The 14950-nt window shown below is 69.0% G+C and carries 10 protein-coding genes; 5 read left to right on the top strand and 5 right to left on the bottom strand.

The window, feature by feature from the left end; genetic code table 11:
- Nucleotides 1–32: 32 nt before the first annotated feature.
- The 5 genes from HWX76_RS13775 to xylA form a co-directional block, all read right to left on the bottom strand.
- Nucleotides 33–1232: a sugar ABC transporter permease gene (locus tag HWX76_RS13775; RefSeq protein ID WP_176015936.1), complete on the bottom strand. Its 1200-nt coding sequence runs from the start codon at nt 1230–1232 to the stop codon at nt 33–35.
- The gene (gene xylG / locus HWX76_RS13770; RefSeq protein ID WP_089490447.1) at nt 1229–2788 is read right to left on the bottom strand and encodes a D-xylose ABC transporter ATP-binding protein; all 1560 of its coding nucleotides are present in this window, start codon (nt 2786–2788) and stop codon (nt 1229–1231) included. Before xylG ends, HWX76_RS13775 begins: the two co-directional genes overlap by 4 nt.
- Nucleotides 2789–2852: 64 nt before the next feature.
- A complete protein-coding gene (gene xylF / locus HWX76_RS13765) occupies nt 2853–3881 on the bottom strand; it encodes a D-xylose ABC transporter substrate-binding protein (RefSeq protein ID WP_176015935.1) in 1029 nt (342 codons plus the stop codon).
- A gap of 87 nt (nt 3882–3968) precedes the next feature.
- Nucleotides 3969–5447, bottom strand: coding sequence for a xylulokinase (gene xylB / locus HWX76_RS13760; protein ID WP_089490448.1), 1479 nt, complete (start codon nt 5445–5447; stop codon nt 3969–3971).
- A 4-nt stretch (nt 5448–5451) separates the two neighbouring features.
- A complete protein-coding gene (gene xylA, locus HWX76_RS13755) occupies nt 5452–6774 on the bottom strand; it encodes a xylose isomerase (RefSeq protein ID WP_050016749.1) in 1323 nt (440 codons plus the stop codon).
- A gap of 263 nt (nt 6775–7037) precedes the next feature.
- Here xylA and HWX76_RS13750 point away from each other — a divergent pair, with 263 nt between their 5' ends.
- The 5 genes from HWX76_RS13750 (at nt 7038) to rbbA (ending at nt 14950) form a co-directional block, all read left to right on the top strand.
- Nucleotides 7038–8231 (top strand): DNA-binding transcriptional regulator, encoded by a 1194-nt coding sequence (locus tag HWX76_RS13750; RefSeq protein WP_176015934.1) that lies wholly within the window; start codon nt 7038–7040, stop codon nt 8229–8231.
- Nucleotides 8232–8258: 27 nt separating this feature from the next.
- Nucleotides 8259–9347 carry an aldose epimerase family protein gene (locus tag HWX76_RS13745; protein WP_124637550.1) on the top strand — a complete coding sequence of 363 codons (1089 nt, stop codon included), beginning with the start codon at nt 8259–8261 and terminating at the stop codon, nt 9345–9347.
- A 235-nt stretch (nt 9348–9582) separates the two neighbouring features.
- On the top strand, nt 9583–11079 hold the full coding sequence (locus HWX76_RS13740; RefSeq protein WP_176015984.1) for an efflux transporter outer membrane subunit: 1497 nt from the start codon (nt 9583–9585) through the stop codon (nt 11077–11079).
- Nucleotides 11076–12149: an HlyD family efflux transporter periplasmic adaptor subunit gene (locus HWX76_RS13735; protein WP_050016742.1), complete on the top strand. Its 1074-nt coding sequence runs from the start codon at nt 11076–11078 to the stop codon at nt 12147–12149. The genes HWX76_RS13740 and HWX76_RS13735 overlap by 4 nt, the downstream gene beginning before the upstream one ends.
- Complete coding sequence (rbbA, locus tag HWX76_RS13730; RefSeq protein ID WP_089490452.1) at nt 12146–14950, top strand: ribosome-associated ATPase/putative transporter RbbA; 2805 nt, start codon at nt 12146–12148, stop codon at nt 14948–14950. Before HWX76_RS13735 ends, rbbA begins: the two co-directional genes overlap by 4 nt.

Genomic DNA, 14950 nt, shown 5'->3' with positions numbered 1-14950 from the left:
CGACTCGCGACCGACCGGCGCCGACCGGCGCGTCAGCGCCGGTTCGACCGCGACACCACGTCGATCCACACCGCCAGCACCAGCACCGCGCCCTTGACGATCATCTGCCAGTACGCGTCGACGTCGAGCATCGACATCCCGTTGTCGAGGCTCGCCATCACGAGCGCGCCGATCAGCGCGCCGTAGACGGTGCCCGACCCGCCGCGCATCGACGTACCGCCGATGAAGCACGCAGCGATCGCATCGAGTTCGCCCATCGAGCCGGCCGACGGCGACCCGGCCGCGAGCCGCGCCGTGTTGACGAGGCCGGCGAACGCGCACATCAGCCCCATCAGCGCGAAGATCGCGAGCTTCACGCGATCGGTGTCCACGCCCGACAGCCGCGTCGCCTCCAGGTTCGACCCCACCGCATAGATGCGCCGGCCGAACACGGTCTGCGTCGCGATCCACGAGAACACGCCGAGCAGCACGAGCAGCAGCAGCACGGGCACCGGAATGCCGCCGTAACGGTCGAGCGTCGCGACGAACGCGAACAGCACGGCGCCCGCGCCGACGATCTTCGCGACGTCCTGCCACAACGGCGCGACCGAGAGCCGGTAGCGCCGCCGCGTGCCGCGCTGCCGCACCACCAGCAGCGTCGCGACCACGAACAGCAGCACCGCGAGGCCGTCCCCGGCGAGACGCGGCAGATAACCCTGCCCGATGAACACGAAGCCGTCCGACACGGGCGCGATCGTCGAGCCGCCCGTCACGCCGAGCAGGATGCCCCGAAACGCGAGCATCCCGCCGAGCCCGACGATGAACGACGGCACGCGCCGATAGGTCGACCACCAGCCGTTGAAGAGTCCGATCAGCACGCCGAGCGCGAGCACGGCCGGGACCGTCGCCGCAACCGGCCAGTGGCGGTTGACGTCGAGGATCGCGGCGACGCCGCCGAGCAGCCCGAGCAGCGAGCCGACCGACAGGTCGATCTCGCCCGCGATGATGACGAACACCATCCCGCACGCGAGCATGCCGGTGATCGACATCTGCCGCAGCAGGTTCGATACGTTGCGCGGCGTGACGAACGCGCCGTCCGTCAGCACCGAGAAGAACGCCCAGATCGCGACGACCGCGAACAGCAGCGCGAGCACCTTGTAGCGCGTGAAGACGTGGCGCAATGGCAGCCGCGGCGCGCGGCCGGCATCTGCATCCGGCATCGCCGGGGTCGAGGAAGAAAGTTCGGAATTCATGTCGCACTCGCTGCGGTGGGTTCGGCCGGCAGCCGCGCGGGCTTCAGCGCGGCGCCGAGAATCTGTTCCTGCGTGAGGCCCTGGTTGACGAAATCGCCGCGCAATTCGCCCTCGCCGATCACCAGCACGCGATCGGCGAGGCCGAGCACTTCCGGCAGTTCCGACGACACGACGATCAGCGCGACGCCGCGCTTGGCCAGCGCGAAGATCAGCCGGTAGATCTCGGCCTTCGCGCCCACGTCGACGCCGCGCGTCGGTTCGTCGAGGATCAGCACCTGCGGCTCGGTCAGCAGCATCTTCGCGAGCACCGCCTTCTGCTGGTTGCCGCCCGACAGGCTCGCGATCGACAGGAACGGGTGGGCGGCGCGCACCGACAGCCGCTGCATCTCGGTGCGGATCGCGTCGAGCTCGGCGGCCGCGTCGATCCGCCCGCGCGCCGCGAAGCGCTGCAGCACCGCGAGCGTGATGTTGTGGCCGACGCCGAGCTGCGGCACGATGCCGTGGCGCTTGCGGTCCTCGGGCACCATCGCGATGCCGGCGCGGATCGCGTCGGCCGGCGAGCGGATCGACAGCGGCCGGCCGTTCATCGTCACGGTCGCCGTGCACGCGCCCGGATACGCGCCGAAGATCGCCTGCATCAACTCGGTGCGCCCCGCGCCGACGAGCCCGGCCACGCCGACGATCTCGCCGCGTCGCACGCTGAACGACACGTCGTCCACGCGCTTGCGGCGCGCGTTCGTCACGTCGCGGCACGTCACGTGGCGTACGTCGAGCACGACGTCGCCGATCTCGTGCGGCTCGCGCGGATACAGGTCGCGGATCTCGCGGCCGACCATCATCGCGATGATCCGGTCGGTGGTCAACGCGGCCATCGGCTCGGTCGCGACATGGCGGCCGTCGCGGATCACGGTGACCGTGTCGCACACGGCCGCCACCTCGTCGAGCTTGTGCGAGATGTACACGCACGCCACGCCGCGCCGCTTCAGGTCGCGCACGATGTCGAGCAGGATCCGCGTTTCCGACGCGCTCAGCGACGACGACGGTTCGTCGAGGATCAACAGCTTCGCGCGCTTGTTCAGCGCCTTCGCGATCTCGATCAGCTGCTGGTGGCCGCCGCCGTAGTTCATCACCGGCTGCGCGACGTTGATCGAGTCGATCCGTAATTCCTGCAGCAGTTCCTCCGCGCGCTGGACCATCGCCGCGAAGTGCATGCGCCCGCCCGGCAGCGTGATCTCGTTGCCGAGGAAGATGTTCTCGGCCACCGACAGTTCGGGCACGAGCATCAGTTCCTGATGGATGATCGCGATGCCCGCGCGCTCGGTGTCGCGCACGCCGGACGCCACGAGCGGCGCGCCTTCCCAGCGGATCTCGCCGTCCCACGTGCCGTGCGGGTACACGCCCGACAGCACCTTCATCAGCGTCGACTTGCCGGCGCCGTTCTCGCCGCACAGCCCGACGCATTCGCCGGGGCGCACGGTCAGGTCGATACCGTCGAGCGCCTTCACGCCGTCGAATGCCTTGACGATGCTACGCATCGTCAGCAAGGGTTCCGTCATTCGTTCATTGCCTCGCAGTAAGCGGCCGCCGTCGCGGCGGCCGCGCGTCGCGTCCGTCGTACGCTTACTGGCTCGCCAGCTGGGCCTGGGTATAGAAGCCGTCCTTCACGACGACGTCGACGTTGCGCTTGGTCAGCAGCGTCGGCTGCAGCAGCACCGTGTCGACCTTCTTCTTGCCGTTGTCGTACTGCGCGTTGAACGCAGGCTTCGTGCCCTTCGCGAGATCGACCGCCAGCTTCGCGGCTTCGCTCGCGATCAGCTTCAGCGGCTTGTAGACGGTCATCGTCTGCGTGCCGGAGATCACCCGCTTGACCGCGGCCAGATCCGCATCCTGCCCGGACACCGGCACCTTGCCGGCCAGATGCTGCGCGGCGAGCGCCTGAATCGCGCCGCCGGCCGTGCCGTCGTTCGACGCGACGATCGCGTCGATCTTGTTATTGTTCGCGGTCAGCGCGTCCTCGACGATCCGCAGCGCGGTCGACGCGCTCCATTCGGGTACCCACTGCTGGCCGACGACCTTGATGTCGCCGCGGTCGATCGCGGGCTTCAGCACCTTCAGTTGTCCTTCGCGCAGCATCTTCGCGTTGTTGTCGGTCGGCGCACCGCCCAACAGGAAGTAGTTGCCCTTCGGCTTCGCGTCGAACACGCCCTGCGCCTGCAGCTCGCCGACCTTCTCGTTGTCGAACGAGATATACGCGTCGACGTCCGCGTCGAGAATCAGGCGGTCGTACGACACGACCTTGATGCCGGCCTTGCGCGCTTCAGCGACGACGTTGCCGAGCGTCTTCGAGTTGAACGGCACGATGACGATCACGTCGACGCCGCGCGAGATCAGGTTCTCGATCTGCGAAATCTGCCGCGCCTCGCTCGCGTCGGCCGACTGCACCGACACCTTCGCGCCGAGTTTGGTTGCGGCTGCAACGAAATAGTCGCGATCGCGCGACCAGCGCTCGACGCGCAGGTCGTCGATGCAGAAACCGATCTCGGGCTTGTCCTTGCTCGCATGGGCGAGCGGCGAGCCCAGTGCGAGGATCGCCAGCGCGGCGGCGCCGGCAAGCGAACTCAATACGGTACGACGCGTCACGGATTTCATGTCTCCACTCCTTGTTATGGAACCACTCACGAACCGCGGGCGGCCGCCGGATTGCACCGCCCGCATCGATTCACTGCAACGTGCGTGTCAAGCGCCCGTCGCAAACACCGGTTCGAGCGCCCGATACAGCGCGCGAAACGTCGGCCGGCGCACGTCGCGATACCACGCGTGCCGCTCGGGATCGGGCTCGCGCACCGCGACGACGGGCGGTTGCGGGCACACGTCGTCGAGCCGCGCACGCGGTTCGACCGCGAGGTGCGCGAGGCGCGCGGCGCCGAGCGCCGGCCCCACTTCGCCGCCTTCGCGCAGCGTCAGCGCGCGGCCGCTCAGGTCGGCGAGCATCTGCGTCCAGTACGCGCTGCGCGAGCCGCCGCCGATCACGGTGATGCTGTCGGGGGCGAGCCCGGCCGCATGCAGCGCGTCGATGCCGTCGAGCAGCGCGAAGCCGACGCCTTCGAGCGTCGCGTTCGCGAGATCGGTACGGCGCGTGTCGGGCGTGAGCCCGTAGAACACGCCCTTCGCGTTCACGTCGTTGTGCGGCGTACGCTCGCCGCTCAGGTACGGCAGGAACCACGGGCGGCTCGCGCGGGCGTTCGTCTCGGCATCGTCGAGCAGCGCCGCGACGCCGTCGTAGCCGGCCAGTTGCGCGGTGAAGTCGATGCAGCCGGCCGCGTTCAGCATCACGGACATCAGGTGCCACGTATCGGGCAGCGCATGACAGAAGCTGTGCACCGCCGATTCCGGATTCGCGCGAAACCCGTCCGACACCGCGAAATACACGCCCGACGTGCCGAGCGACAGCAGCGCATCGCCGGGCCGCACGATCCCGACGCCCACCGCGCCGGCCGCGTTGTCGCCGCCGCCCGCCACCACCGGAATCTCGCGCAGGCCCAGCGCCCGTGCGACGGCCGGCAGCAGCGTGCCGGTGATTTGGTTGCCCTCGAAGACGGCCGGCATCTGCGTGCGCGACAGCCCGCAGGCGGCGAGCAGCGTGTCGTCGTAATCGCGCTTCGCGACGTCGAGCCACAGCGTGCCGGCGGCATCCGACGAATCGGTCGCGAACGCGCCGGTCAGCCGGTAGCGCAGATAATCCTTCGGCAGCAGCACGTAGGCGATGCGCGCGAACACGTCGGGCTCGTGACGCCGCACCCACAGCAGCTTCGGCGCGGTGAAGCCCGGCATCGCGATGTTGCCGGCCACCGTGCGCAGCGCGGGCGCGAGCCGTTCGAGTTCGTCGCACTCCGCGTCGGCCCGGCCGTCGTTCCACAAAATCGCGGGGCGCAGCACGTCGCCGTGCGCATCGAGCAGCGTCGCGCCGTGCATCTGGCCGGTCAACCCGAGCGCGTCGATGTCGCGCGGATCGATGCCGGCCGTACGCGCCTCCGCCACGAGTGCGGCGAGCGCGTCGCAGGCGGCCTCCCACCAGTCGCGCGGCGCCTGCTCGGACCAGCGCGGCTGCGGCCGGCTCACGGTGAGCGGACGGCTCGCGCTCGCGCGCACCGCGCCGTCACGGTCGAGCAGCACCGCCTTCATGCCCGACGTGCCGAGATCGAGTCCGATGTACATGGCGTCAGCGCAGCCCGTAGATCGCCTGGTTCACGATGTTCTCCAGCCGCTCCTGCGCGCCGCTCGCATGCCGCGGGTCCACACCGCGCGCGAGCGCATCGGCCGCCAGCGACTCCAGCGTGTAGCCACCCGACAGGATCTTGCGGCCGAATTCATCGTCCCACTGCGCATAACGCTGCCGGCGCAGCGCGTCGAGCCGGTCGTTCTCGACCAGCACCGCCGCGCGTTCGAGCGCGAGCGCGAGCACGTCGATCGCGCCGACGTGGCCGTAGAACAGGTCTTCCGGATCGATGCTCTGGCGACGCACCTTCGCGTCGAAGTTCATCCCGCCGGTCGTGAAGCCGCCGTGGCGCAGGATCTCGTAGAACGCGAGCGTCAGCTCCTCGACGCTGTTCGGGAACTGGTCGGTGTCCCAGCCGTTCTGCGGATCGCCGCGGTTCGCGTCGACGCTGCCGAACACGCCGAGCGCGAACGCGTTCGCGATCTCGTGATGGAACGAATGGCCGGCGAGCGTCGCGTGGTTCGCCTCGATGTTCACGCGGATCTCGTCCTGCAGCCCGTACTGCACGAGAAAGCCGTGCACGGTCGCGACGTCGTAGTCGTACTGGTGCTTGGTCGGCTCCTGCGGCTTCGGCTCGATCAGCAGCGCGCCCTTGAAGCCGATCCGGTGCTTGTGCTCGACGACCATCGACAGGAAGCGGGCGAACTGGTCGCGCTCGCGCTTCAGGTCGGTATTGAGCAGCGTCTCGTAGCCTTCGCGTCCGCCCCACAGCACGTAGTTTTCGCCGCCGAGCCGGTGGGTCGCGTCGAGCGCATGGCACACCTGGGTCGCGGCCCAGGCGAACACGTCGGGGTTCGGGTTCGTCGCGGCGCCGGCCGCGAAGCGCGGGTGCGAGAACAGGTTCGCGGTACCCCACAGGAGCCGCACGCCGCTCGCCTGCTGGCGCTCGCCGAGATAGTCGACCATCCGCGCGAAATTGCCCGCGTATTCGCGCAGGCTGTCGCCTTCCGGTGCGACGTCGGTGTCATGGAACGTGTAGAACGGCGTGCCGAGCTTCGTGAAGAATTCGAATGCGGCATCGGCCTTCATTCGCGCGCGTTCGAGCGCGTCGCCCGGCTGGTGCCACGGCCGCTGGAATGCGGCCTGGCCGAAGATGTCGTTGCCCGGCCACACGAACGTGTGCCAATAGCAGACCGCGATCCGCAGATGCTCGGCAAGCGTCTTGCCGAGCACGCGCTTCTCGGGGTCGTAATGGTGATACGCAAGCGGATTGTCCGACTGCGGGCCTTCGTAGCGAATGGCGGGAATGTGTTCGAAATACGACATGGCGTCTCCGTGCAGGTTCTTGTTGCAGCGCAACGCGCGTCGCGGCGACGCACGCGGCCGAATTCGGTTGGCTGGATCGTGCCCCCGCGCCTGCCGGCCGGCAATTGCGAAATTGCGCAGCGCGCTTGATGTTTCTTGCCAGTCGTACGCGTGCGGCCTGCGTTCCGTCCTACAATCGCCGTACACCAGACAACCGCGCGCCGCCGTCGAGCGCGCCCCGGAGACAACGGCACGGCGCCCCGACGCGCTCACCCGACACCGAGATGACACGCGCCCCATCCGCCCAGACACCGCACCGCATCGCGCTGCTGTTCAACGCGAACAAGGTCTACGACCGCGAGATCATCAGCGGCATCGGCCAGTACCTGTACACGACGCGCGTCGTGTGGGACCTGTTCCTCGAAGACGATTTCCGCTGCCGGCTCACCGGAATCGAGCGTTTCGACGGCGACGGCATCATCGCGGACTTCGACGACCCGGCCGTCGCCGACGCGCTCGCCGGTTCGCCGCTGCCGATCGTCGCGATCGGATCGTCATACGAGGACCCGGCGCAGTACCCGGACGATGTCCCATATATTGCGACGGACAACCCGAAGCTCGTGTCGCTCGCCTATACGCACCTGATCGGGGCCGGCCTCGCGCATTTCGCGATGTACAGCCTGCCGGTCGCGCAGGAGAACCGCTGGGCGCAGCAGCGCGAGCTGGCGTTCGACCGGCTCGCGCGCGCGGACGGGCTCGACGCGCCGATCTATCGTGGGCTGTCGACCAGCGCGTCGGGCTGGAATCACGCGATCGAGCAACTGATCGACTGGCTGCATGCGCTGCCGAAGCCGGTCGGCGTGATCGCGGTGACCGATGCGCGCGCGCGGCATCTGCTGCAGGCGTGCCTGATCGCCGGCATCGCGGTGCCGGAACAGGTCGCGATCATCGGCATCGACAACGATCCGCTCACGCGCACGCTGACGCGCATTCCGCTGTCGTCGGTGATCCAGGGCACCGAGGAAATGGGCCGCACCGCCGCGCACCTGCTGCACCGGATGCTGCGCGGCGCACGCTTTCCCGGGCAGCGCATTCTCGTGCCGCCGGTCGGCATCAACGTGCTCGAATCGACGCGCCACCAGCCGCTGGCGAGCCCGCACGTGATGCGCGCCCGGCATTTCATCCGCCAGTACGCGTGCCAGGGGATCAAGACCGAACAGGTCGCCGACTATGTCGGCGTGTCGCGTTCGCTGCTCGAGGAGCATTTCCGGCGCGAACTGCAGCGCACCGTGCACCAGGAGATCCTGCGTCACAAACTCGAGGCCGCGCAGGCGCTGCTCGCCAGCCGGCAGGCGTCGAGCGCCGAAGTCGCGATCCGTTGCGGGTTCACGTCGCTTCAATACATGTACGCGGTGTTCCGGCGCGAACTCGGCTGCACGCCGCGCGAATATCAGGAACGCGCGGCCGCCACGAACTGACGCCCGCCGCCCATTCGACATCCACTCATGCACATCGATACCGATTCCTCACCTCTGACACCCGGCGTGGCACGCGTGCTGGCCGAACCGTGGGGCGCGTTGCCCGACGGCGAGCCCGTGCGGCGCTACACGCTGCGCAACGCGCACGGGATGCGCGTCGTCGTCAGCGATCTCGGCGCGACCGTCGTGTCGTGGCTCGCGCCCGACCGCACGGGGCGCCTGGCCGATATCGTGCTCGCGCACGACACGCCGGCCGAGTACCTCGAATCCGGCGCCTATCTCGGCGCGACGGTCGGCCGCTGGGCGAACCGGATCGCCGGCGCGCGCTTCACGCTCGACGGCGTCGACTACCTGCTCGACCGTAACGAGAACGGCAACCTGCTGCACGGCGGCGCGAACGGCTTTCATCGCGCGCGGTGGGACGTGGTCGACGATAGCGGCGGGCTGACGCTGCGGCTCGATTCGCCGGAAGGCGATGCGGGATTCCCTGGCAACGTGAGCGTGCAGGTGCGCTACACGCTCGACGACGACGGCACGCTGACGATCGACTATTCGGGGTGGACCGATGCGCCGACGCCGCTGAACCTGACGAACCACAGCTACTTCAACCTGAACGGGCGCGCGGGCAGCGACGTGCGCGGCCATCTGCTGCACATCGACGCTGACGCATTCCTCGAAGTGGACGACGCGCTGATCCCGACCGGCACGGCCGACGTGACGGGCACGGCGTTCGATTTCCGGCACAGCGCGCCGATCGGCGCGCGCCTCGACTGGCCGCATGCGCAACTGGCGCGGGCGCGCGGTTTCGATCACTGCTACGTCGTCGGCAACGGCGCGCGCGAGGTCCGGCCCGTCGCGCGGATCTACGATCCGGAAAGCGGCCGCGAGTTGATCGTGTCGACCGATCAGCGCGGGCTGCAGCTCTATACGGGCAACTATCTCGACGGCCTGCGCGTAAGCGGCGGCACGCGCTGCGTGCAGCACGCGGCGCTGTGCGTCGAGGCGGGCGGGTTTCCGGACCAGGTCAACATGGACGGCCTGCGCGACGACGTGATCGTTCGTCCGGGCGACGTCTATCGGCAAACCACGCGGTATCGGGTCGCGGTTCACGCATAGCGTGCGGGCGTGAGGCATCGCCGGCACGCGAGCCGCGCCGGCGTCGACCGTAAGCGGAACATCGGCTGACGCGAATTACCGCTGCCTGTCAACCGAGGCCGCCCTCGACCCGCATTCCCGCCGCAGTGATTCAGATCAAGGGGGCGCGCGGCAATCGTCGGATATAAGTGAACCCGAAGCGGCGTCGCCACGAGCGCGGCGCCATCCCGTGTTCGTGTAGCCGATGAGGAACCCCATGCGCGCCGTCGCGCTTCCGCCGCTGTTTCAGCCTGCCGCCGCGCGGCGCGTTCGTCTCGTTGCGCTGGCAGCCTGTGCGGGCCTGCTGTCGGGATGCCTGTCGCTCGCGCCACCCGACGAACGTCCCGCCGCGCCGATCCCCGCCGCGTTCCCCGATCCTGCCGCCCGCAGCGCCGCCATTGCGCAGGCGCCGCCCGCCTGGCAAGACTACTTCGTCGACGGACGTCTGCGCGCGTTGATCGAGCAGGCGCTCGCCGACAACCGGGATCTGCGCGCAGCGGTTGCACGCGTCGAACAGGCGCGCGCCGTCTATGGCATCCGCAGCGCGGATCAGTGGCCGACGATCGGCGCCGGCGCGGCCTACGCGCGGTTTCGCACACCGGGCGGCTTCCTGACGCCGACGCCGGTCATCGGCCAGGTCTACGAGATCCAGCTGGCGGAGACGCAATGGGAGATCGATTTCTGGGGCCGCGTGCGCAACCTGAAAGCGTCGGCGCTGCAGCGCTATCTCGCGAGCGATGCGGCCCGGCAAGCGGTGACGCTGAGCGTGATCACCGGCGTGGCGGACGCCTATCTGACCCTGTGCGAGATCGATGAACGGATCGCGCTGACGCGCGCGACGATCGACACGCGACGCGAATCGCTGCGGATTTTCCGGCTGCGTCACGCGGCCGGCGCGATCTCGCGGCTGGACCTGACGCAATCGGAGATTCTGCTGCAGCAGGCCGAGTCGCTCGGCATCCAGTTGCAGCAGGCGCGTGCATCGGCGGCCGATGCGCTGGCATTGCTCGTCGGTGCGACGCCGGCGCTGGCCGACGCGCCGCTGACGCTCGACGACGGCGCCGTGATGCCGTCGCTCGCGCCGGGCCTACCGTCGTCGCCGCTCGCGCGGCGTCCGGACGTAATCGCGGCCGAGCACGAACTGCAGGCCACGCGCGCGAACATCGGCGCGGCGCGCGCGGCGTTTTTCCCGCGTATCGCATTGACGAGCGCGATCGGTTCGGGGAGCACCGCACTGCGCGACCTGCTGTCGTCCGGAACGGGCGTGTGGTCGGTGATTCCGAACGTCACGCTGCCGCTCGTCGACGGCGGCCGCAATCGGTCGAATCTCGCCCTCGCGCACGCCCAGCGCGACGAGGCGCTCGCCCAGTACGAGAAGACCATGCAGCGCGCGTTTCGCGACGTGTCCGATGCACTCGCCGCACGCTACTGGCTCGCCGACCAGGTCGCGATCGAACGAGCGACGCTCGCGTCCCAGGCCGAGCGCGCACGTCTGGCGAAACTGCGCTACGACAGCGGCGCCACCCGCTTCCTGGAAGTACTCGATGCGCAACGGGACCTGATGAACGCCGAGCAGCAATGGGTGATGACGCGTCGTGCGCTGCTATCGAGCCGCGTCGCGCTGTACGGCGCGCTCGGCGGCGGGACCACCGATACCGACAGCGCCGCCGCGGCATCGAACCACCTTTCCATCGATTCGGGTTCCAGACCATGAAGACCATCAAGCGCCCTCTTCTGATCGGTGCCGGTGCGGCCGTGCTCGCGATCGGCCTCCTTTACTACGGCTGGACGCGCTGGCGTGACGCACAGACGGACGCCGGGCTCGTCAGCGGCAACGGCCGCATCGAGGCGACCGAGATCGACGTCGCGACCAAGCTGCCGGGGCGCGTCACCGCCATGCTCGTCGACGAAGGCGATTTCGTGAGTGCCGGTCAGCCGCTCGCCCGCATGGACGTCGTCGTCCTGCGGGCGCAGCTCGACGAGGCGCAGGCCCGGGAACAACAGGCGGTGAACACCGCGGCGAGCATCGACGCGCAGGTGGCCCAGCGTCGCAGCGACAAGGCCGCGGCGGCCGCGCTCGTCGTGCAGCGGGAAAGCGAGCTCGACGCGGCCACGCGCCGGCTGGCGCGCTCCGAAACGCTGTCGCGGGACGGCGCGTCGTCGCTGCAGGAACTCGACGACGACCGCGCGCGCGCCGGCAGCCTGCGGGCGACCGTGAACGCCGCGCGCGCCCAGGTCGAAGCCGCGCAGGCCGGAATCGACGCCACCCGGGCCCAGCTCGTCGCCGCCCGCTCGGCGGTGACGGCCGCGCAAGCGACCGTCGCGCGCGTGCAGGCCGATATCTCGGACAGCGAGCTGACGTCGCCGCGCGACGGGCGGGTCCAGTATCGCATCGCCGAATCGGGCGAAGTCCTGCCGGCAGGCGGCAAGGTGCTCAATGTCGTCGATCTGTCCGACGTCTACATGACGTTCTTCCTGCCCGAAACGGTTGTCGGCAGAGTCCCGCTCGGCGCCGACGTGCGGATCGTGCTCGATGCGGCGCCGGAATACGTGATTCCGGCACGCGTGTCCTACGTGTCGAGCACGGCGCAATTCACGCCGAAAACGGTCGAGACGGCCACCGAACGGCAGAAACTGATGTTTCGGGTCAAGGCGCGCATCGACCGCGATCTGCTGCAGCGCCATCTGAAGCTCGTCAAGACCGGCCTGCCGGGTGTCGCGTGGCTGAAGACCGATCCGAACGCGGGCTGGCCGGCGCGCCTCGCGATCAAGGTGCCGCAATGAACGCGACGTTGCCCGTCGCTAGCGGTGCCGGTGCGGGCGAAGGTCCGCCCGCATCCGTTGAATCGGGCGTGGTCGCCCGGCTGTCGGGCGTCTCGTTGCGCTACGGCGATACCTGCGCGCTCGACGACGTGACGCTCGATATCCCGGCCGGCCGCATGGTCGGGCTGATCGGACCGGACGGCGTCGGCAAGTCGAGCCTGCTCGCGCTCGTGTCCGGCGCACGGGCGATCCAGCTGGGCCGCGTATGGGCGCTCGATGGCGACCTGTCGTCGCGCGGCCACCGCGCACGCGTATGCCGGCGCATCGCCTACATGCCGCAAGGGTTGGGTCGGAACCTGTACGCGACGCTGTCGGTCGAGGAAAACCTGCAGTTCTTCGCCCGACTGTTCGGCCACGATGCGGCCGAGCGACGCCGCCGCATCGACGCGCTCACGCACAGCACCGGGCTGCATGCGTTTCTCGACCGCCCCGCCGGCAAACTGTCCGGCGGGATGAAGCAGAAACTCGGCCTGTGCTGCGCATTGATCCACGATCCCGACCTGCTGATCCTGGACGAACCGACGACCGGCGTGGATCCGCTGTCGCGCGCCCAGTTCTGGGAACTGATCGACCGTATTCGCACCGCGCGTCCGGCGATGAGCGTGCTCGTTGCGACCGCGTACATGGACGAGGCCCGGCGTTTCGACTGGCTGATCGCGATGGACGCCGGCCGCGTGCTCGCGACGGGCAGCCCCGGCGACCTGCTCGCCCGCACCGGCTGCGACACGCTGGAAGCCGCGTTCATCGCGTTGCTGCCGGAAGCGCGCCGGCACGGGCACCAGCCGATCCGGATCACGCCGTTCCAGCCCGACGCGACCGACGGCTACGCGATCGAGGCCGACGGCCTGACGATGCGGTTCGGCGATTTCGTCGCGGTCGACCATGTGAGCCTGAAGATCCGCCGCGGCGAAATCTTCGGCTTTCTCGGCTCCAACGGCTGCGGCAAATCGACGACCATGAAGATGCTCACGGGCCTGCTCGCCGCGTCCGAAGGCACGGCGACGCTGTTCGGCCGGCCGGTCGCCGCGAACGACATCGATACGCGCAGGCGCGTCGGCTACATGTCGCAAGGGTTTTCGCTGTACGGCGAACTGACCGTCCGGCAGAACCTCGTGCTGCATGCGCGCCTGTTCGGCGTGCCGGAACCAGACCTGCCCGCGCGCATCGACGAAATGGTCGGGCGCTTCGGTCTCGCGGACGTACTCGATGCGCTGCCCGAACGCCTGCCGCTCGGCATGCGGCAGCGGCTGTCCCTTGCCGTCGCGATGGTGCACAAGCCCGAACTGCTGATCCTCGACGAACCGACGTCGGGCGTGGACCCGGTTGCGCGCGACGACTTCTGGCGATTGATGATCGAGCTCGCGCGCAACGACCGCGTCACGATTTTCATTTCGACGCACTTCATGAACGAGGCCGCCCGCTGCGACCGCATCTCGCTGATGCATGCGGGCCGCGTGCTGGCGAGCGCCGCGCCGGACGAACTGGTTCGCCTGCGCGGCGCCGCCACGCTCGAGGACGCGTTCATCGGCTACCTGACCGACGCGCAACGCGGCGACAGCGCACCGACGGACACGTCACCTGGCGCCGGCTGGCTCGCCGCGTCGCTCGACGCGAGCGACGCCGGCCGCGGCGCCGCCTGGTTCAGCCCGGCGCGCGCCGGCAGCTACCTGTGGCGCGAAGTGCTGGAGCTGCGCCGCGACCCGCTGCGCGCGACGCTGGCGCTGTTCGGTTCGCTCGTGTTGATGTGCGTGATCAGCATCGGCATCAGTCTGGATGTGGACAACCTGACGTTCGCCGTGCTCGATCGCGATCAATCGATGCTGAGCCAGGACTACGCGCAGCATCTCGCGGGCTCCCGCTACTTCGTGCCGCGCGCCCAGCTTGCCGATGACCGCGATATCGATCGCCGCATGCGCAACGGCCAGCTGTCGCTCGCGATCGAGATCCCGCCCGGCTTCGCACGCGACGTCGCCCGCGGCCGGCACGTGGAGATCGGCGCGTGGGTCGACGGCGCGATGCCGATGCGCGCGGAAACGATTCGCGGCTACGTGGCCGGCATGCACGAGAACTGGCTGCGCGATCAGGCGAAGCGCCGGCTCGGCGTGTCGCTCGTCCCGGCAGTCGACGTCGCGATCCGCTATCGGTACAACCCGGACGTCAAGAGCCTGCCCGCGATGATTCCCGCGATCATGCCGATGCTGCTGCTGATGCTGCCCGCGATGCTGACGGCGCTCGCCGTCGTCCGGGAACGCGAGCTCGGATCGATCGTCAACCTGTACGTGACGCCCGTGACCCGCGCCGAATTCCTGCTCGGCAAGCAGGCGCCGTACGTGATGCTGGCCATGCTGAATTTCCTGCTGATGGTCGTGCTAGCCGACGTCGTGTTCGGCGTGCGGATCAAGGGCAGCTTCGCGACGCTGGCCGCCGCGGTGCTGATCTTCAATGTCGTCGCCACCGGCATCGGGTTGTTTGCGTCGACGTTCACGCGCAGCCAGATCGCCGCGATCTTCATGACGATCGTCGGCACGCTGATCCCCGTCGTGCAGTTCTCGGGCCTGCTCACGCCGCTGTCGTCGCTCGAAGGCAGCGGCAAGTGGATCGGTACGATCTATCCGGCCACCTACATGCTCGCGATCAGCCGCGGCGTCTACAACAAGGCGCTCGGGCTCGCCGACCTGTCGTCCCAGTTCTGGCCGCTGCTCGCCGCCGTGCCGGTCATCATGGTGACGACCGGCGTCCTGCTGCGCAAACAGGAGCGCTGA

Origin of the sequence: Burkholderia sp. BCC0398 (assembly GCF_902833245.1) — a bacterium.
Lineage (GTDB): Bacteria > Pseudomonadota > Gammaproteobacteria > Burkholderiales > Burkholderiaceae > Burkholderia > Burkholderia sola.
This window is presented reverse-complemented; position numbering and strand designations above follow the sequence as displayed.

What these genes read in the sequence shown, in the direction of transcription:
- HWX76_RS13775 (WP_176015936.1), bottom strand. Translation starts at nt 1,232, where the DNA reads ATGAATTCCGAACTTTCTTCCTCGACCCCGGCGATGCCGGATGCAGAT.
- HWX76_RS13740 (WP_176015984.1), top strand. Translation starts at nt 9,583, where the DNA reads ATGCGCGCCGTCGCGCTTCCGCCGCTGTTTCAGCCTGCCGCCGCGCGG.
- xylG (WP_089490447.1), bottom strand. Translation starts at nt 2,788, where the DNA reads ATGACGGAACCCTTGCTGACGATGCGTAGCATCGTCAAGGCATTCGAC.
- xylF (WP_176015935.1), bottom strand. Translation starts at nt 3,881, where the DNA reads ATGAAATCCGTGACGCGTCGTACCGTATTGAGTTCGCTTGCCGGCGCC.
- rbbA (WP_089490452.1), top strand. Translation starts at nt 12,146, where the DNA reads ATGAACGCGACGTTGCCCGTCGCTAGCGGTGCCGGTGCGGGCGAAGGT.
- xylA (WP_050016749.1), bottom strand. Translation starts at nt 6,774, where the DNA reads ATGTCGTATTTCGAACACATTCCCGCCATTCGCTACGAAGGCCCGCAG.
- HWX76_RS13750 (WP_176015934.1), top strand. Translation starts at nt 7,038, where the DNA reads ATGACACGCGCCCCATCCGCCCAGACACCGCACCGCATCGCGCTGCTG.
- HWX76_RS13745 (WP_124637550.1), top strand. Translation starts at nt 8,259, where the DNA reads ATGCACATCGATACCGATTCCTCACCTCTGACACCCGGCGTGGCACGC.
- xylB (WP_089490448.1), bottom strand. Translation starts at nt 5,447, where the DNA reads ATGTACATCGGACTCGATCTCGGCACGTCGGGCATGAAGGCGGTGCTG.
- HWX76_RS13735 (WP_050016742.1), top strand. Translation starts at nt 11,076, where the DNA reads ATGAAGACCATCAAGCGCCCTCTTCTGATCGGTGCCGGTGCGGCCGTG.